Below are 18788 nucleotides of genomic sequence, written 5' to 3'. Positions count from 1 at the left end.
TTATTTAGCTATTATAAATTATTCAGCTATATACGTTATTCAACCACGGGTGCTGAGCGAAACTTACCCATCAACCATTTAGCCACTATTGGGAATATCCCCAATAACGCAAATGACAATAGTACTGAAGGGGAGACGATGCCCGAAAGTGAATCAATTTCTGCGAGCTGAGTACCAGCATTCAAGAAAACCGCCGTCCCCGGTAACATCCCGATTTGACTCGTAATGTAGTAACGACTCACTGACATCGGTGTTAGACCCATCAATAGGTTGATAAGGAAAAATGGGAATACAGGAATCAGACGCAGAGAAAACAGGTAAAATGCGCCGTCTTTTTCAACCCCCTTGTTAATCGTCGCCAATTTGTCACCAAATTTGGTTTGAATCCAGTCACGCAACAGGTAACGGCTACTTAAGAAGGCTAAGGTCGCACCGATCGCACTTGCGAAAGATACCAGCAGCAAGCTATTCCAGAAGCCAAATAGCGCGGCCCCTAATAAGGTTACAACAGCGGCACCAGGAATGGAGAAAGCCGTAATCATGACATACGCGACAAAATAGATAGCGGCAGCCGCAATAAAGTTGCTGTCAATGTAATCATTTAACACAGCTTGTTGGGCTTTAGCATTTTCAAGCGTTAAGTACTGGCCGAAATTGATGCCTAACAACACGATGGTTACGACCAACACAATACCCAATATCATTTTCTTACTCATTGATACTTCCTCTAAATTTTCAATGCATACCGATAGTATAGATAGACAGGAAAAGCATAGATTAACTTTCACCAGTTAATAAAAAACTATTTATTCTAGACGATGGATTGGGGGTAAACAGCTAGCCTAATTGCTTAATCTTATCTTGCCGACAAGTATTGGCGAAATAGAGGTGGAAAAAGATTCGTTGATTAGAAGGTTGTGACTCTCTGCTAGCGACTTGTTTTGTATGCATTATTTTTATAGCGATAATTTGTACCACGTAAAAAGTAACAAAAATTTGAAAGAGTTTTGGTCTTGGCTCGTTCTATATACGTAACAATCGTGGCATGAAGATTGTTTTAGATAATTATTCAGGCAGACAACTAAGGAGCTAGCTATGAAATTATTATCAATGATTACGGTTATTGCTACAACGAGCCTATTCTCTTTCCAAGCCATGGGATCGGGCGTCTATCACCGTGCGGCTGTTGAGTCTAAAATATTTAAAGGCGATGTAGTGGCGAGCCAATCACAGGCTTACGAATCTGGAAAAAAAATCTGGATGGATATAAACAGCAAGCGCTCATATGAATTGAGCAAAATCTTACCGCAAGCCTCTGAAAAAGTAGATGTACGCTCGTTTGAAATCAAAAACGGTACCATCAAAGTAAAAGAAATAATGGATTCCTCTGGAGAAATTAACTTCATTCCGATGGTTAAAGTGGATTACAAATACTATTACCGTCCATCCTTTTGATCACAGTGGTCCAGTGATACATAAGACTAGTTTTGTCGACATAAAAAAAGCCGCAGTAAATGCGGCTTAGTTATGTATATAGATTGCACTGACAAAGTTAATTGACGCGATTGATAAGCTCTTCGCGACGCTGCTGCGGTATAACAGACCAATGTGTACCATTGATCGCGCCTTCTAGCGCCCAAAGTAGTTCAATACTGACAGAAGACGCATGCGATTCTTTGATGGCGTTAAATGCGTTTACAGAGCCAGATTCATATAAACGTTCTACAGAATCGATCCCTGCCTTTTTCAACATACGCTCGGTAGCGAGTCGAAGATTAGGCAGATCTTTGAGTCGGGTCGGCTTAGCAGAAGACTGCTCAGCTTTTTCTTCTTTAGCAAAACCTAGAGACGTGGTTGCAAGCTGCAAGATTTTCTCTTGGTCTTGCCAGAGGCCTTCAGGTAAAGCGAAATATTTAGTAACGACAGGGAAACCACGTTTTTTGTAGACGTACGGTTGAAACCCTTGTTGTTCGAATTGTTTCGTTGTGCCTTTGTCTGCGCGTATGTGCAACTGGTCATTTACAACCAGAGCAAACATAGTGTCATCAGCAAAAAGACCGAAGCCACCAAACATTGAGCGTGATTTTATTTTTCCTAGGGACTCAAATAACTTCATCGAGTCCTTTAGTATCGGTTTATCCATGTTATTTATCTCGGTGTATTTGAACTACGCCACCAAATAAGCAGGTCCGAGAGATTAGCAAAATGTTGCAATTAAATTGTCAATAAGCCGTAAATTACTAAATTATTAGTAGTTACTGCATTTTGCCATCGGTAACCCCGCTACCATACCAACGAGTGGTTTAGGCCGGAAGCTTTGCGTCTCACTCTTTCGAGTGGTTTGCCCTGTGCGTGACTGATTGAATAGAATAAAGTTTTTGTTGAATGAAGCTCACAGTTGATATTTCAAAATGTGATATTGCTTCAATTAATGATCTTTCATTTATGCATAAAGGTTCATTGTAGTTGCTGATAAAAAAAGCGCACCTAAAGGTGCGCTTGATGAAATTAAACTCGAATTATCAATTAATTTAACGTTTTAACTGTACTTCGTTCAACAATTTCAGGGTGCATTTCGAAGACGCGTTTTTCGTGGTCTTTGTCTTTGATGCGCTCTAATAGAATTTCGAATGCATTCTTACCAACACGACGTTTTGGTTGGTGAACGGTCGTTAGCGGTGGAGAGAAGTATTCAGCCAGTTCGATGTTGTCGTAACCGATGACTGAGATATCTTCAGGAATGCGAATGCCTTTTTCTTGCAGGCGGCTCATTAAGCCGAGTGCCATTGTATCGTTAAAGCAGAATACCGCTGTTGGACGATCTTCCATCTCAACGATTTGTTCTGCAGCAAGAACAGCCGTATCACACTCGAAGTTACCTTCGATGATCATATTGTCATCGGCAGAAATCTTAGCTTCGTTGAGTGCGCGCTTGTAACCTGCAATACGTTCAACACATGCTGCTTTGTCTAAGTGGCCACTTAAACATGCAATCTTAGAGTGACCGCGTTCAATAAGGTATTTGGTCGCTAGGTAGCCACCTTCTTCAGAGTTATCGATGATCTTATCAGCCTGAGAGCTCTCTGGGCCCCAGTCCATGATAACTTTAGGGATGTCAGCGTGACGGTCTAACATCTCTCTTAGTTCTTCAGTTAGGTCAGAACACATAACTAAGATGCCATCTACACGTTTCTCTGCAAGCATTCGAATGTAGTCACGTTGCTTCTCATAGATACCGCCCGTATTACACAGGATCAAAGTGTAACCTTGACGGTAGCAGTAGCTCTCAACACCATCGATAACTTCAGAGAAGAATAGGTTAGTTGATTGAGTCACTAGCATGCCGATAGTGCGTGTTGTATTGCATTTCAAGCTACGAGCAACAGCACTTGGTGCATAGTTCAGTTCATCTACGGCTTTGTTTACTTTTTCTTGAGTTGCTTCTGCAACAAAGCGAGTTTTGTTGATTACGTGAGAAACGGTTGTTGTTGATACGCCGGCTAAGCGAGCGACATCTTTTATAGTGGCCATGGTTTTATCCTATTAGAAGCTACTTTCCCAAAGTACGGAATAAAGTAGCCGTTAAGCTACCTAACTAAGAGCTTAAATTTGTAGGGCTCTTTGGGTACTAAAGTGCTAAAAAACAAAAAACCGCTATTGAGCGGCTTGTCTTAACACCGAAATGCTCTGAACTTTAATAAGCATAGCATTTCGTGAATGTTTCATATTTTATCGTTTGCGGTCACAATTTTAGACTGACTAGAAATTACTCGCAATAAAATTCACCCAGAAATCCGGGTGAATTGTCACATTCTACTGAATTTATTTACCTAGTCATCCAATAAGCTATTCACCAGCTAAATATTGAGTGTCTAATTGACAGAATGCGAGTAGCAAAGATGAGACACTAGCGTAGAAACCGAATTCATCAACGTCATGACATTTCACGTTGAACTTTGGTACCCAAGTCAGCAGTTGTTGTTCGATAAACTGCTGTTGAACGGCAAATGAATTCTCTAGCTCTTCTTCAATATCCGTTTCGTTTGAACGAATGATCAAGTTACCAAGGAAATCGAGTTCGATAGCAATGTGGTCTGCTGGCTCTTTTAGATCTTGGTTCACAACTAAGTTGTGCTTAGCCATGATCTCTTCCATATCTTTTGCTGGCTTATCATTCAAAAGGCCAGTTTCGCCGATATACATAGAAGCGTAAGGAAGAGCACCGTGTTTATCTGTCTTTAAGAAAAGATCGCAAAAGTCTGCAGACAGTTCTAGCTGAGCATCTTCGCGTGTTTGTAGGCGGTTCAGCGCATCCACTAACTTATCAATCGCTGGCTTTAGTGTTTCATTTTCGCCTAAACCAGTTAGGAAAGAACGAATTTCAACAGAGTGGTAGTGATCGAGTTCTTCTTGAGTGAGCTCTTTGGCGAATAAGCTTGATAGCCACCAGTATATTTCTGCTCTTTGCTCGTTGAACGCTTTCGTATCTTTCATTTCTTAGATCCTGACTTAGTCTTGTGATGTTGCTTGTATGCATCTTGTAGTCACTTGGGCATAAGCACACCAAGGCTGAATAACAAGGTTATTTGCGAAACGCAAAGTTACTCGTTAGTAGTAATGCCTATATTGAATTGCGATGGACGATAAATAGCAAGGTTTAAGATTGTCTTGTATCAAAAAAAATCCATGTTTCTGGCTTTTATCTTCTGTACCACTAGAATTGTTACTAGTTATGAATAGAATAGTCACTGAAACTATTAAATAAGAAAAGTGGTGTAGATGAGCTATCACGTATTAGTCGTAGAAGATGATGTGGTAACCCGCAGTAAACTGGTTGGATACTTCCAGAACGAGGGTTACGCAGTGAGCGAAGCAGAAAGCGGCGCTCAAATGAGAAACGTGTTAGAAGAAAACAACGTTGACCTCATTATGCTGGACATCAACTTACCAGGCGAAGATGGATTGATGCTAACTCGCGAATTACGCAGTCAATCAGACATTGGAATTATTTTAGTTACTGGACGCACGGATAGCATCGACAAAATCGTTGGCCTTGAAATGGGCGCTGACGATTACGTTACTAAACCCTTCGAACTTCGCGAGTTATTAGTTCGAGTTAAAAACCTACTTTGGCGTATTTCTGCCGCTCGTAAAACAGCAGCGGGCGCAGTCGAAGAAACATCAGATGAGTCTGTGGTTCGTTTTGGTGAGTGGACATTTGATATCCCTCGTCGTGCGTTAAGCAAAAACGGCGAACCGGTGAAACTGACCAAAGCAGAATACGAACTGCTAGTGGCGTTGTCTTCTTACCCTAACCAAGTATTAAGCCGCGAACGTATTCTGAATATGATCAGTCACCGAGTGGACGCGCCTAATGACCGTACTATCGACGTATTGATTCGTCGTATGCGTGCAAAAATGGAGTTCGATCCTAAGAACCCACAAATCTTTGTGACGGTTCACGGAGAAGGTTACATGTTCGCTGGTGATTGATTTCCTTCGGGAGTGATTAATCAACAACGACATTTAAACGTAAAAAGCCGAGACATTATTGATGTCTCGGCTTTTTTATTGCTTAGCTTTTATTGTTCACGACCAGAGAATCTATAAATATTTGGGACTCTGTCTGCTCAGATGAGTTTAAAGGTTCAATCGGTTTACTGAGGCTGAGCCGCAGAAACTTCACTGTCATCTTCAACTAAGCTGGAAGCTTCTGGAATAACCGGCTCTTCAACAATGTCATTGCTTGTATCTAACCAATCACGCAGGCTTTGCCAAACCAATCCCATGGTTTCGTGCCAGTAACGCTCGGTCTGCTCAAGGTAAAGAGCTTTTGGCATGTACTTGTTCCAAGGCTCAACAATACCTTCTTGTGCAAGGTAGTTAGTTGGTGCCGGCAGTGGTTTCATGCCAGCAGCATTGAACTCGTTCAGTGCGCGAGTCATATGGCTCGCTGAAGTCACCAACACCATTCTTTTATTCTTAACGAACGCAGCGGCTTGGCGGGCTTCTTCCCAGGTGTCTTTTGCTGTTTCAAGCAGAATGATGTCGGGCTTTGCTACGCCAAGAGCTAACGCTACTTTAGCCATCATTCTTGCGTTACTGACTTCAGTGCCTGCGCCATAGCCAGACAATATCAGTTTTGCACCAGGATAAAGACGTAGAATACGAATCCCTTCACTTAAACGCATCAGGCCGGTGCGGCTAAGTTCTGATGTCGGTGGAATTTGGTCGTCTACGACGTGACCACTTCCGAGAACCATCACGTAATCGACGGTTTCATCGACAGGTAAAAATGCGGTGTGTTGCCTTTCCATTGGCATTAAAAGTTGACTAGAAACTGGTTGGAAAGCGATTAGGAAAATACCACATAGGGCTGAAAGGGTGATTAGGCAACCCGTCTTCCTTTTGGTAGTAAACATCACTAGGGCTAAACCCAGAAAAGCGAGAATTAACATTGCTGGCAGTGGCATCAATAGCGAAGACACTACTTTTTTCAGCTCAAACATATCCGAATAGTCCGAAAAAACATCACTTAGTAGTAAAAAGAGACATCGCCTCTTTATTCCTGAAATTCCTGTGACAGAATAGCAGGCACGATAGGACATAATAACTCAAGTAGCCGTGACTGAAGACCGTAATTTCGACGATATTGCCCACAAATTTGCAAAAAATATTTACGGCTCTGACAAAGGAGAGATCCGTCAGATCATCGTATGGGAAGATTTAGAACAAGCTTTGAGCAAATTTGAGCAATCAGCTTCGCCGCTGCATGTGCTTGATGCTGGAGGCGGCCTTGCGCAGATGTCGCAAAAAATTGCGTCGCTTGGGCATAACGTTTCTCTTTGTGACCTCTCTTCTGAAATGCTGAAGCTCGCAGAAGAAAGTATCAGCGAAGCGGGTTTGCTAGAGCAATATCGATTTATTCATTCACCGGTACAAAAAGTCGCAGAACATCTCGATGAGAAAGTCGATTTTGTGATGTTTCATGCCGTAATGGAATGGTTAGCCGATCCTAAAGAGGCGCTTGATTTATTGCTTGAACAAGTTAAACCGGGTGGCGTTGCCTCGATAATGTTTTACAACCACCACGGATTAGTCCTGAAAAATGTGATTTGTGGCAACATTCCTCATGTATTGAATGGGATGCCACATCGAAAACGGTTTAAGCTGCAACCACAAAAAGGCTTGAAGCCGGAAGAGGTTTATCAATGGATAGAAGACGCTGGTCTAGAAATCTGTGGTAAATCAGGCATTCGCTCTTTCAGTGACTACATAGGTAATATGGAGTACATGGGCGATTACCAATTTGAAGATGTATTGGAACTGGAAAAACAGCTATGTCGCCAAGAGCCATATCTGTCACTAGGCCGTTATATTCACGTTTGGGCTCAAAAACCTGCGCAATAACAGCGGTGAATGTGGTAAAAGAAGCCACAACATGCGCTATGCAATCGTAAGAAGCCCGCGTCATAAAGAAATAGGCGTCATATCTAATACATTCGATATGACGAAGAACAGTAACAGGAACCACAATGAGTGAAATGACTCAAACTGCCGAAGAGCAGCCAATTGATGAGTTGGTGGGCTGGGTCAAGCAGCATGATTTTTCATTAAACTTGCCACCAGAGCGCTTAGCATTTTTGATTGCTATCGCAGTACTAAGCAATGAAAGGTTCGATGAAGAGTTGGGCGAGGGTGAACTGCACGATGCATTTACCATCGTCACTCGACTGTTTGAAGATACTGGCGAAGCGTCCGCGTTTCGTGCCAACAATGCCATCAACGAGTTAGTTAAACAGAAGTTGATTAGCCGCTTTACCAGCGAAATCACTGATGGTGCGAGTATTTATCGCTTATCACCACTGGCGATTGGTATTTCAGATTATTACTTACGCCACCGTCAGTTCTCTAAGTTAAAACTGTCTATCCAGCTTTCTATGGTTGCGGACGAGATGGCAAAAGCCATTGAAGCAGCACAAAAAGGCGGAACTCCAGGACATTGGAGAAAGAATGTTTACGGCGTGCTCAAGTATTCTGTTGGTGAAATTTTCGATCAGATTGATCTTAACCAACGTGTTATGGATGAGCAGCAGCAAACCGTTAAACAGCAAATTGCCGACCTTTTAAACAAGGATTGGCGAGAGGCGATTAACAACTGTGAAACCTTGCTTTCAGAAACCTCGTCCACACTAAAAGAATTGCAAGACACCTTGCAAGCGGCGGGTGATGAACTGCAAACACAGATCCTCGATATTCAAGAAATTGTTTACGGTGACGATGAACTCGAGTTCGTTGGCGAAACCCTGTTCGGCTTGCAGATGAAGCTAGACCGAATCACCAGTTGGGGCCAACAAGCCATCGATTTATGGATCGGCTACGACCGCCATGTTCACAAGTTTATCCGTACCGCGATTGATATGGATAAAAACCGTGCCTTTAGCCAGCGCTTGCGTCAGTCAGTCACAGACTACTTTGATGCGCCTTGGCTATTGACCTACGCCGATGCTGAGAAGCTGACGGATCTTCGTGATGAAGCGCTTGTGCTTCGTGATGACGAAGTGACGGGACAAGCACCAATCGACGTCGAGTACGAAGAATTTGAGCAAGTGAATGACCTGCTTTCAGATCGAATTGCAGAGATGTTAAAAGCTCACAAACAGCAAGGCGCGCCAATTGATCTTGGCCTTGTGTTACGCGATTACCTCGCTGCACACCCTCGCACACACCATTTTGATTTAGCCAGAATTGTTGTCGACCAAGCCGTGCGCTTAGGTTACTCAGAGTCTGACTATCAGGCTATTCAGCCAGATTGGCAGGCAATCAACGATTTCGGTGCAAAGGTACAAGCAAATGTCATTAACAAGTACTGATGATTACATGCCAGAGAAACTGGTAAAAGCGATAGCGAACCCACTGTTCCCTGCGCTAGATAGCATGCTGCGTTCAGGTAAGCATGTTTCAACAGAAGATCTAGATAACCACGCGTTGCTGTCTGATTTCGAAGTGGAACTTCAGCATTTCTATCAACGCTACAATACGGAGCTGGTAAAGGCGCCGGAAGGTTTCTTTTACTTGCGTCCGCGCTCTACGTCTCTGATTGGCCGTAGTGTGTTGTCTGAGCTAGACATGCTGGTTGGTAAGGTGTTGTGTTTCTTATACCTAAGCCCAGAACGTCTTGCTCATGAAGGTATCTTCACCAATCAAGAACTGTTTGATGAATTGATGTCGTTAGCGGATGAGAAAAAACTCATGAAGCTAGCAACCAACCGTGCGTCCGGTTCTGATTTAGACAAAGAAAAGCTCTTCGAAAAAGTTCGTACTTCTTTACGTCGTTTACGCCGTATCGGCATGCTGATTGCGATTGGTGAAACGGGCAAGTTCCGTATCAGCGAAGCGGTATTCCGCTTTGGCGCTGACGTTCGTGTTGGTGACGATATGAAAGAAGCGCAATTGCGTCTTATCCGTGATGGTGAAGCTGTGGTGCATACCCAAGAGCCTAACCAAGGTAGCTTGTTGAATGAAGAACAAGCGGAAGCTGTATCAGAAGTAGTTGCAGACGAAAACGGTCAACAAGACATTTTTAACGATCAAGCAGATTTTGACCTTGAGTCAAACGATGGCGAACAAACAAAAGTAGAAGGTGAAGCATGATTGAAAGAGGTAAGTATCAATCATTAACCATGGTCAACTGGAACGGCTTCTTTGCGCGTACTTTTGATATTGATGGATTGGTTACAACGCTTTCTGGCGGTAACGGTGCGGGTAAGTCGACCACAATGGCGGCATTCATCACAGCACTGATCCCTGACCAAAGCCTTCTGCATTTCCGTAACACAACGGAAGCGGGTAGCTCGCAGTCGTCACGTGATAAAGGCCTTTACGGTAAGCTTCAGCCAGGCGCATGTTATGCCGCGCTAGATGTTGTGAACTCGCGTAATCAACGTCTATTGTTTGCAGTAAAACTGCAGCAAGTTGCGGGTCGTGATAAGAAAGTCGACATCAAACCGTTCGTTATTCAAGGCCTTCCAAGCCATGTGAAACCAACGGATGTGTTGATTCAGAACGTTTCAGACAGCCACGCTCGCGTATGTCAGTTGAACGACGTGAAAGCGGCGGTTGCGCAATACGAAGGCGCGCATTTTAAAGCCTTCTCTTCGATTGTTGATTACCACTCACAGATGTTTGAATACGGTGTGGTCCCGAAGAAACTGCGTAACAGCAGCGACCGTTCTAAGTTCTACCGCTTAATTGAAGCGTCACTTTACGGTGGTATCTCAAGTGCGATTACGCGTTCTCTGCGTGATTACCTTCTACCGCAAAACGGTGGTGTGAAGAAAGCATTCCAAGACATGGAATCAGCACTACGCGAGAACCGCATGACACTAGAAGCGATCAAGACGACTCAGTCGGATCGTGACCTGTTCAAGCACTTGATCACTGAATCTACGAACTACGTGGCTGCGGACTACATGCGCCATGCCAACGATCGTCGTAACAAGCTTGACCAAACCATGAAGTTCCGTGGCGAACTGTTTGGCTCTCGTGAAACCTTGCTTGATCAGAACAACTTGTTGAACCGCGTTCAAGAAGAGCTTGAGCTTTTGGTGGATCAAGAATCAGCACTAGAGCAAGATTATCAAGCGGCTTCGGATCATCTTCAATTAGTTCAAACTGCACTTCGTCAGCAAGAGAAAATTGCCCGCTACAGCGAAGATCTAGAAGAGCTTAATGAGCGTCTAGAAGAGCAGATGATGGTGGTTGAAGAAGCTCAAGAACGAGTACTTCTTGCAGAAGAGCAGGCAACCATTACTGAAGAAGAAGTGGATAGCCTGAAAACTCAGCTTGCTGATTACCAACAAGCATTGGATGTTCAGCAGACTCGCGCACTTCAATACCAGCAAGCGGTTCAAGCATTAGAGAAAACCAAGCAGTTGCTAGGTGATGAATCTATTACGGCAGAAAGCGCGTTGACCTTGGTTTCTGAGCTAAAAGCACAAGAAGAATCAAGCACACAGAAGCTACTGTCTACTAAGCACAAGCTAGACATGTCTTCTGCAGCTTCTGCACAGTTCGACAAAGCCCTCGCTCTTGTTAAAAGTATTGTGGGTGATGTTGAACGTAAAGAAGCGTCTCACAGCGCTAAACAAGCTCTAGAAAAAGGTCGTAACGCAAAACACGTTGTTGAGAACGAACAGCAATGGCGTGCTCAGCATCGCGACATGGCTCGTGATGTGGCGCAGCAGCGTCAAGCAAAAGAGCTGGCGACTGAATACCAAAAGCAACACAACATTTCACTGACTGACGAAGCGGTTTTCGACGAAGAGCGCGAACGTCATGCCATGCAGATCGAAACGCTTGAGTATGCTCAGGAAGAGTTGCGTGAAGCGAAAAGTGAACAACGTCGTGTGCAACAAAACCACGATCAAGAGATTCAAAAACTTGAGTCCATTGCTCCTGCGTGGATCACAGCAAACGACGCACTTGAAGCACTAAGAGATCAAACAGACGCTGAGCTAGAAGATAGCCAAGCAGTAATGACTCAAATGCAGCAAGTGCTCGAAGATGAGAAATCTCAAGCGCTAGCAAAAGATCAGTTGGCAAAGCGCCGTGCTGAACTTGAGCAAGAGATTGAGCGTTTAGCTTCTCCTGGTGGCTCTAACGATCCTCGCCTGAAAGGCCTGGCGGATACGCTTGGTGGCGTGCTGCTTTCTGAGATCTACGATGACATCACGATTGGCGATGCACCGTACTTCAGTGCTATGTATGGCCCAGCTCGTCACGCAATTGTGGTTTCTGATCTTGATGGTATTAAAGAGAAGCTGGTGGATCTTGATGATTGTCCAGAAGACCTTTACATCCTAGAAGGTGATGTAGACGCGTTTGATGACAGCTCATTCAATGCCGACGAGTTAGAAGGCGCAGTATGCGTTCAACTGAACGATCGCCAAATGCGCTACTCTCGCTTCCCTGAGATTCCACTGTTTGGTCGCGCAGCTCGTGAACAACGCCTTGAGAAATTGCGCGAAGAGCGTGATGTAGTTGTTGAGAACCACGCGAAAGCAGCGTTTGACTCTCAAAAACTGAATCGCTTATACCAAGCATTCAACAGCTTTGTTGCGAAGCACCTACACGTTGCGTTTAACGCAGACCCAGAACAAGCACTTACTGCGATTCGTGATAAGCGTAATCAAATTGTTCGTTCTCTGGCTGAGCTTAACTCTAAAGAGCAGCAACAACGTAGCCAGCTTCTACAAAGCAAGCAGGCACTTGGTGCATTAGATAAATTAGCGCCAATGGTTCGTATTTTAGAAGACGAAACATTGGCTGAGCGCTTAGTTGAATTAGAAGCGCAACTAGAGCGTTTAAGTGAAGCTAAGTCTTATTTGAATACTCACGGTAAAGCGCTTATTTCTCTAGAGCAAATCGTATCTGCACTAGACGCTGACCCAGAGCAGTTCGAAGCTTTGGAAGCCGAATATCGTCAAGCTGATAACGCGCTACAAACTCTAAAAGGTAAAGTGTTCGCGCTGTCTGATTTGATTGAGCGTCGTCACTACTTTGCTTACGCGGACTCTGTTGATTTGCTTAACAAGAGCAGCGAACTGAGCGAACAACTGAAAGCAAAACTGGTTCAAGCGGAACAAGCAAGAACCAAAGGCCGTGATGGCTTGAAGCAAGCTCGTGAACAGATGAACCAATACAACCAAGTATTGGCGGCATTGAAGAGCTCACATCAAGCGAAGCAAGAAACGGTTCAAGAGTTCAAACAAGAGCTACAAGAGTTTGGCGTAAATGCTGATGAAGGCGCTGAAGAGCGTGCTGTACGTCGTCGTGATGAGCTTCAAGAGCGTTTACACACATCTCGTAGCCGTAAGAGTGAATACGAGCGTACGATTACGTCAACGGAACTTGAGATGAAAGCCTTGGCTAAGCGTCTTAAGAAAGTACAGAAAGAGTACGCAGAGCTTCGTACCTTCGTAGTTGCAGCAAAAGCAGGCTGGTGCTCAGTACTTCGTTTAGCTCGTGAAAATGATGTTGAACGTCGTCTTCATAAGCGTGAACTGGCTTACCTAACGGCGGGCGAACTTCGCTCAATGTCGGATAAATCATTGGGTGCGCTACGTCTGGCTGTAGCTGACAATGACGACTTACGTGATTCGCTGCGTCTATCGGAAGACAACGCACATCCAGAGCGTAAAGTTCTGTTCTATATTGCAGTTTACCAACATCTTCGCGAGCGTATTCGCCAAGACATCATTCATACGGATGATCCGGTTGAAGCAATCGAAGAGATGGAAGTTGAGCTAGCTCGATTGACAGAAGAACTGACGCAGCGTGAAAATCGCTTAGCGATCAGCTCTGAGTCGGTAGCAAGCATCATTAAGAAGACGATTCAGCGTGAGCAGAACCGTATTCGAATGCTGAACCAAGGTCTGTCTAACATCTACTTTGGTCAGGTTAAGGGCGTGCGTCTAAACGTTAAGATCCGTGAAAGCCACGAAATCTTGCTGTCAGGGCTAGCGACTCAGCAAGAGCAGCACAAAGACTTGTTTGAATCAACGCGCTTCACATTCTCAGAAGCAATGGCGAAATTGTTCCAACGTGTGAACCCACATATCGATATGGGTCAACGTTCTCCGCAAGTTCTGGGTGAAGAGTTGCTGGATTACCGTAACTACTTAGAACTCAGTGTTGAAGTTAACCGTGGTTCAGATGGTTGGTTACAAGCAGAGTCTGGTGCATTGTCCACGGGTGAAGCAATCGGTACGGGCCAATCTATCCTATTGATGGTGGTTCAGAGCTGGGAAGAAGAGTCACGTCGACTTCGTAGTAAAGACATCGTTCCATGTCGTTTGTTGTTCCTTGATGAAGCGGCACGTCTGGATGCGAAATCTATTTCAACGCTATTTGAACTGTGTGACCGTTTAGGAATGCAACTTCTGATTGCGGCACCAGAGAACATAAGCCCAGAGAAAGGCACAACTTACAAACTGGTTCGTAAGGTATTTAAAGACCACGAACATGTACACGTTGTTGGTTTGCGCGGTTTTGCTCAAAACAAGCCAGCATCTCCAGTGCAAGAGCTTATCGAAGAAACTGAGCAATAAGCTCGATAGCGATTCAACGATACTAATTCATAGCCCCTAATCATTAGGGGCTTTTTAGTACTTAAATCTAGCGTTCTGCAATTGCTTTAACCCCCTTTGGCCTGATCCGCTTCATATACCTCGTAACTTACCCCCTTTGAACTACTGATATGACCACTCATACATTAGGGCTAATCTCAATAGAACTTGTTTGAAGTCACACGCACAAAACCACAGTTAATGTATGGTAATGGTATGGCAGTAGTGTCTACACACGACTGAACGACTAATTAATATTTATGAGCGTGACTATTACGCAAACTGGAAGGCAGGACTCAATATGATTCAAATCGTTATTGATGGGAAATTTCGAATCGTCGAACAAGGACAAACCGTACTTGAAGCGGCAAAAACATGTGGTTTAGAGATCCCATCTCTATGTGGTTTGAACAAAACAACAGATAAGATTCCATGCGATTTATGTGTTGTCGAGGTTGATGGCTTAGGTATGAAGCGCTCGTGCGAGCTTGAAGTGTCTAATGGGTTGAATATTACGACTCAGTCAAAGCCGTTGACCAACCATCGACAAGAAGCGCTGAACCGCATCATGACAGACCACTACGCAGATTGTGAGGCACCATGCCAAACTGCGTGCCCTGCAGGGGTCGATATTCAATCTTATCTGCATCATATTGCTCAAAATGATCACATTAAAGCGATTGAGGTGATCAAAAAGACATTACCAATGCCGCTTTCGATTGGTCGTGTGTGTCCTGCATTTTGTGAAACTGAATGCCGTCGAAACTTGGTTGATGAATCCATCGCGATACGCCAACTCAAACGACACGCAGCCGATGCAGATTTAGCGGCGCAAGAAAGCTATATACCAGTTCAGAAACCAAATAAAGGTAAGAGTATAGCGATTGTTGGTAGTGGTCCCGGTGGTCTTACTGCAGGTTATTATCTATCCAATGAAGGCTATGATGTAATCGTTTATGAGTCGATGCCTAAAGCTGGAGGTTGGCTGCGTTACGGTATCCCAGAGTATCGCTTACCTAAGTCGATTCTAGATAAAGAAATCGAGCTGATGTGCCGTAATGGGATGTCGGTAGAGTGTGATAAAAAACTGGGCGTTGATTTTACACTGTCTGATTTGAGCAACGATTTTGATGCGGTTTGTTTAGCTGTTGGTGCATCACAAGCGGTTGAAATGAATTATCCGGGTAGCGAGCTTAGCGGTTGTTACCTAGGCGTCGATTATCTTAAAGATTACGTGACCGATCAGCAGTATGTCACAGGTAAAAAGGTTGCAGTGATCGGTGGCGGTAACACCGCGATTGACTGTGCTCGAACAGCGGTGCGTGATGGTGCGGATACCACGTTGATTTATCGTCGTACTCGAGATGAGATGCCTGCAGAAGATTACGAAATTGAAGAAGCTGAGCATGAGGGTGTGAAGTTCCACTTCTTGACTAACCCGGCCGAAAATATAGCGGATGAGAATGGCCACGTATCAGAAATACGCTTAGAGCGTATGGCTTTAGGGCCGGCTGATGCTTCCGGTCGTCGTAGCCCTAAACCAACGGGTGAGTTCTTTGTCGAAGCCTTCGATACGGTTATCGCTGCGGTGTCGCAAAAGCCTGATCTGAGCTTTATGGACAACGAATCGATTGATATTCCACTGACTCGTTGGAATACCGCTGATGCTGATCCGCAAACTATGCATACCGGTACTGGCAATATCTTTAGTATTGGTGATTTCAGGCGCGGTCCTGCGACGGCTGTCGAAGCCGTTGGCGATGGACGCATTGCAGCGCAAGCGATCGATCGTTTCTTTCACGGCGACATGGATAACATTCCGGTCAAACCGTTTAACTCAAGAAAGCACAAGCAGCTCAAAGCGGTGGATCCTGAGCAGTACAAGTCCATTCAGCGAATGGCGCGCAAGATCATGCCAGAGCTAACCCCCGAGCAGCGCGAGCAAAGTTTTGAGGAAGTAGAAACAGGCTTTGATAATGCAGATGCAATCGCAGAAGCGGCAAGGTGTTTAGAGTGTGGTTGCCAAGCCAACACTAACTGCGACTTACGAGATTACTCAACGGAGTACAAGGCGACGCAAACACACCCAGAATACAAAATTGATGTGGCTTCAAATGAGAGCTGGCAAGCGATTCGAGCAGAAGAAGCGAAGGTTGGCTCCACAAGACAGAAGTTTGCTGTCGATGATAGCTCTGAATTCATCATCTTTGATGCTAACCGCTGTATCAGTTGTGGTCAGTGTATCCAAGCCTGTCGCGAACAGAATGTTCATGGCGTTCTAAGCTTCATGAATCAGTCGGACGGGAAGCCAGCTTCAAGACCTGAGTGTCGTCCTAACGTTGGTGCGGATAAGACCTTAATGGGCGACTCAAACTGTGTTCAATGTGGTTCTTGCATTCAGGTGTGTCCAACCGGTGCGATGGTGGATGCTCGTGATAGAAAGCAAGGAGACACAGACGTACTCAAGAAAGTCGATACCATCTGCACCTATTGTGGTGTGGGCTGTAAACTAACCATGCATATCGATGAGCACAAAAATAAAATCCGTTATATCGAAGGTGGGGACTCTCCGGTCAATGAAGGCATGTTGTGTGTTAAGGGGCGATTTGGCTTCGATTTCGTTGGCAGCGATGCGCGTTTAACCACACCATTAATTCGTAAAGATGGCAGGTTACAACCTGCAAGCTGGGATGAAGCGATTAAGCTCATTGCCGAGAAGTTTACGGCGATTAAGCAAGGCTTTGGCAGTAACGCTTTGGCGGGTTTTTCGTCGGCGAAAACCACCAATGAAGATAACTATGCGTTCCAAAAATTCATTCGTCGTGAACTAGGTACCAATAACGTCGATCACTGTGCGCGTCTTTGTCATGCCTCGACGGTGACTGGGCTTGAAGCTTCGCTAGGCAGTGGAGCGATGACCAATGATATTCCAAGTATCAAGCACTCTGATGTGATCTTTATTATTGGTTCGGACACCACATCGGCACATCCAATTATCGGCTCACACATCAAACAGGCGGTAAGACATAACGGTGCTCGCTTGATCGTCGCTGATCCTAAGAGAATCGATATTGCCGACCATGCTGAACTTTACCTAGCTCACCGACCGGGTACAGACGTGATGCTGATTAATGGCGTGATGCAGCAGATCATCAAGCACGGTTGGTATGACCAAGAGTATATCGAAGACCGTGTGGACGGCTTTGATACCTTGTTACAAGAGGTCATGTCACCAAGCTACTCCTTAGATAAAGTGGAATTGGTGACAGGCGTTAAAGCGGAAGACATTTTTGCGATGGCGCGCTTGATCGGTACTGCAGAACGTACCGCGGTGTACTACTCGATGGGTATTACGCAACACACTACTGGTCACGATAATGTTCGCTCTATCGCTAACCTTCAACTCTTGTGCGGCAACATTGGTATTGAAGGCGGTGGTATAAACCCATTACGTGGTCAATCTAATGTACAAGGCGCGTGTGACATGGGCGCATTGCCGAACAACCTTCCGGGCTACCAAAAAGTGTATAACCCAATGGTTCGTCAAAAATTCGCGATGGAGTGGGGTGTTTCTGACTTACCTGCCGAAACAGGTTTAACGCTCACCGAAATTATTGATGGAGCGTGCCATCGAGATGTTCGTGGCCTGTACGTAATGGGCGAGAACCCAGTGCTGAGTGACCCGAACCAAGCGCATGTGATTGAAGGTCTTGAAGCGTTAGATTTCCTCGTGGTTCAAGATATTTTCTTAACTGAAACCGCCCAGTATGCCGATGTGGTTCTGCCGTCTTGCTCGTTCGCTGAGAAGTCTGGTCACTTTACTAATACCGAGCGCCGTGTTCAGCGCATTAACCCGGCGGTATTACCTCCAGGTGAAGCGAAAGAAGATTGGGTGATTATCCAAATGTTGGCTAATGCGATGGGCGGTAATTGGGACTATAAAACCGTTGCCGATATCACCAATGAGATAGCACGTGTAACGCCACAGTATGGTGGTTTACGTTGGGAGAATATTACGGTGAACGGCGTGCAATGGCCAAGTAATAAGAATAACCCTGATGGCACTCGTATCATGCACCAGACCCAATTTACGCGTGGGCGTGGTCAAATGGAGGCGATTCCGTTTAGATACGCTGCTGAGTTACCGGACGCGGAATACCCGCTAGTATTAACGACAGGCCGCATTTTAGAACAGTTCCACACTGGAACCATGACACGTAAAACAAAAGGGTTGGATAACTTAGCTGGGCCGCGTGCCATGGTGAGTGTTCATGATGCTGAAGCGTTGGGTATCTCGAATGGTCAGATGCTCAAAGTATCAACACGTCGTGGTGAAATAGAAATCGCGGCGTTTGTGACTAAGCGAATGCAAAAGGGTGTGGTGTTCATTCCATTCCATTTCGTTGAATCACCGGTTAACCGTTTGACGACTACTGCGACGGATCCACATGCGAAGATCCCTGAGTTTAAGGTGGCGGCTGTTCGTATTGACCCCATTCGTCAGTCTGAAACGGAAACAGCAGAAGCTTAGTTCCGAGCGTTAAGCGAATTAGTGACAGAGATTAAAAAGCCGCGTAACTCTCAGAGTTATGCGGCTTTTTTTAATGAGCTATATTCAGTATGAATTACTTACTCAGTCGTTTGGCTTTAATTTAGATG

The 18788-nt window shown here is 44.9% G+C and carries 12 protein-coding genes and 1 riboswitch; of the genes, 7 read left to right on the top strand and 5 right to left on the bottom strand.

Going from position 1 to position 18788, the window contains the following annotated elements; all coding sequences use genetic code 11:
• Nucleotides 1–35 precede the first annotated feature (35 nt).
• Nucleotides 36–716 (bottom strand): TVP38/TMEM64 family protein, encoded by a 681-nt coding sequence (locus MSG36_RS17340; protein ID WP_248369010.1) that lies wholly within the window; start codon nt 714–716, stop codon nt 36–38.
• Between the two features lie 379 nt (nt 717–1095).
• Between MSG36_RS17340 and MSG36_RS17335 the strand changes: the two genes are divergently transcribed.
• Entirely contained in the window at nt 1096–1455 is a 360-nt protein-coding gene (locus MSG36_RS17335; RefSeq protein ID WP_248369007.1) for a DUF3316 domain-containing protein, read from the top strand.
• A gap of 97 nt (nt 1456–1552) precedes the next feature.
• On the opposite strand, the gene MSG36_RS17330 is transcribed toward MSG36_RS17335, so the two are convergent.
• From MSG36_RS17330 to torD, 3 genes are all read right to left on the bottom strand, one after another.
• Entirely contained in the window at nt 1553–2143 is a 591-nt protein-coding gene (locus MSG36_RS17330) for a TfoX/Sxy family DNA transformation protein (RefSeq protein WP_019820997.1), read from the bottom strand.
• A 127-nt stretch (nt 2144–2270) separates the two neighbouring features.
• A riboswitch (cyclic di-GMP riboswitch) is annotated at nt 2271–2356 on the bottom strand.
• A gap of 170 nt (nt 2357–2526) precedes the next feature.
• Complete coding sequence (purR, locus tag MSG36_RS17325; RefSeq protein ID WP_017063507.1) at nt 2527–3531, bottom strand: HTH-type transcriptional repressor PurR; 1005 nt, start codon at nt 3529–3531, stop codon at nt 2527–2529.
• 315 nt (nt 3532–3846) lie between these two features.
• Nucleotides 3847–4494: a molecular chaperone TorD gene (gene torD / locus MSG36_RS17320; RefSeq protein WP_019820999.1), complete on the bottom strand. Its 648-nt coding sequence runs from the start codon at nt 4492–4494 to the stop codon at nt 3847–3849.
• A gap of 285 nt (nt 4495–4779) precedes the next feature.
• Here torD and torR point away from each other — a divergent pair, with 285 nt between their 5' ends.
• Nucleotides 4780–5493, top strand: a complete 714-nt coding sequence (gene torR, locus MSG36_RS17315) for a two-component system response regulator TorR (RefSeq protein ID WP_248369004.1) — start codon at nt 4780–4782, stop codon at nt 5491–5493.
• A 164-nt stretch (nt 5494–5657) separates the two neighbouring features.
• Here torR and elyC read toward each other — a convergent pair whose 3' ends face one another.
• Nucleotides 5658–6509: an envelope biogenesis factor ElyC gene (elyC, locus tag MSG36_RS17310; protein ID WP_248369001.1), complete on the bottom strand. Its 852-nt coding sequence runs from the start codon at nt 6507–6509 to the stop codon at nt 5658–5660.
• 115 nt (nt 6510–6624) lie between these two features.
• Between elyC and cmoM the strand changes: the two genes are divergently transcribed.
• The 5 genes from cmoM to fdhF all read left to right on the top strand — a co-directional run bounded on the left by cmoM (nt 6625) and on the right by fdhF (nt 18660).
• On the top strand, nt 6625–7410 hold the full coding sequence (cmoM, locus tag MSG36_RS17305) for a tRNA uridine 5-oxyacetic acid(34) methyltransferase CmoM (protein WP_017063509.1): 786 nt from the start codon (nt 6625–6627) through the stop codon (nt 7408–7410).
• Nucleotides 7411–7535: 125 nt separating this feature from the next.
• The gene (mukF, locus tag MSG36_RS17300) at nt 7536–8873 is read left to right on the top strand and encodes a chromosome partition protein MukF (protein ID WP_172379746.1); all 1338 of its coding nucleotides are present in this window, start codon (nt 7536–7538) and stop codon (nt 8871–8873) included.
• Complete coding sequence (gene mukE, locus MSG36_RS17295) at nt 8854–9654, top strand: chromosome partition protein MukE (RefSeq protein ID WP_248368998.1); 801 nt, start codon at nt 8854–8856, stop codon at nt 9652–9654. The genes mukF and mukE overlap by 20 nt, the downstream gene beginning before the upstream one ends.
• Complete coding sequence (gene mukB / locus MSG36_RS17290) at nt 9651–14111, top strand: chromosome partition protein MukB (RefSeq protein ID WP_248368995.1); 4461 nt, start codon at nt 9651–9653, stop codon at nt 14109–14111. The genes mukE and mukB overlap by 4 nt, the downstream gene beginning before the upstream one ends.
• A 319-nt stretch (nt 14112–14430) precedes the next feature.
• Nucleotides 14431–18660: a formate dehydrogenase subunit alpha gene (fdhF, locus tag MSG36_RS17285; RefSeq protein ID WP_248368993.1), complete on the top strand. Its 4230-nt coding sequence runs from the start codon at nt 14431–14433 to the stop codon at nt 18658–18660.
• The last annotated feature ends 128 nt before the right edge of the window (nt 18661–18788 follow it).

The sequence above is a fragment of the Vibrio sp. 1CM8B genome, from assembly GCF_023161685.1.
Lineage (GTDB): Bacteria > Pseudomonadota > Gammaproteobacteria > Enterobacterales > Vibrionaceae > Vibrio > Vibrio coralliirubri.
This window is presented reverse-complemented; position numbering and strand designations above follow the sequence as displayed.

Coding starts and splice junctions, on each gene's coding strand:
- torD (WP_019820999.1), bottom strand. CDS start 4,494: ATGAAAGATACGAAAGCGTTCAACGAGCAAAGAGCAGAAATATACTGG.
- fdhF (WP_248368993.1), top strand. CDS start 14,431: ATGATTCAAATCGTTATTGATGGGAAATTTCGAATCGTCGAACAAGGA.
- mukF (WP_172379746.1), top strand. CDS start 7,536: ATGAGTGAAATGACTCAAACTGCCGAAGAGCAGCCAATTGATGAGTTG.
- torR (WP_248369004.1), top strand. CDS start 4,780: ATGAGCTATCACGTATTAGTCGTAGAAGATGATGTGGTAACCCGCAGT.
- elyC (WP_248369001.1), bottom strand. CDS start 6,509: ATGTTTGAGCTGAAAAAAGTAGTGTCTTCGCTATTGATGCCACTGCCA.
- mukE (WP_248368998.1), top strand. CDS start 8,854: ATGTCATTAACAAGTACTGATGATTACATGCCAGAGAAACTGGTAAAA.
- MSG36_RS17340 (WP_248369010.1), bottom strand. CDS start 716: ATGAGTAAGAAAATGATATTGGGTATTGTGTTGGTCGTAACCATCGTG.
- MSG36_RS17335 (WP_248369007.1), top strand. CDS start 1,096: ATGAAATTATTATCAATGATTACGGTTATTGCTACAACGAGCCTATTC.
- purR (WP_017063507.1), bottom strand. CDS start 3,531: ATGGCCACTATAAAAGATGTCGCTCGCTTAGCCGGCGTATCAACAACA.
- MSG36_RS17330 (WP_019820997.1), bottom strand. CDS start 2,143: ATGGATAAACCGATACTAAAGGACTCGATGAAGTTATTTGAGTCCCTA.
- mukB (WP_248368995.1), top strand. CDS start 9,651: ATGATTGAAAGAGGTAAGTATCAATCATTAACCATGGTCAACTGGAAC.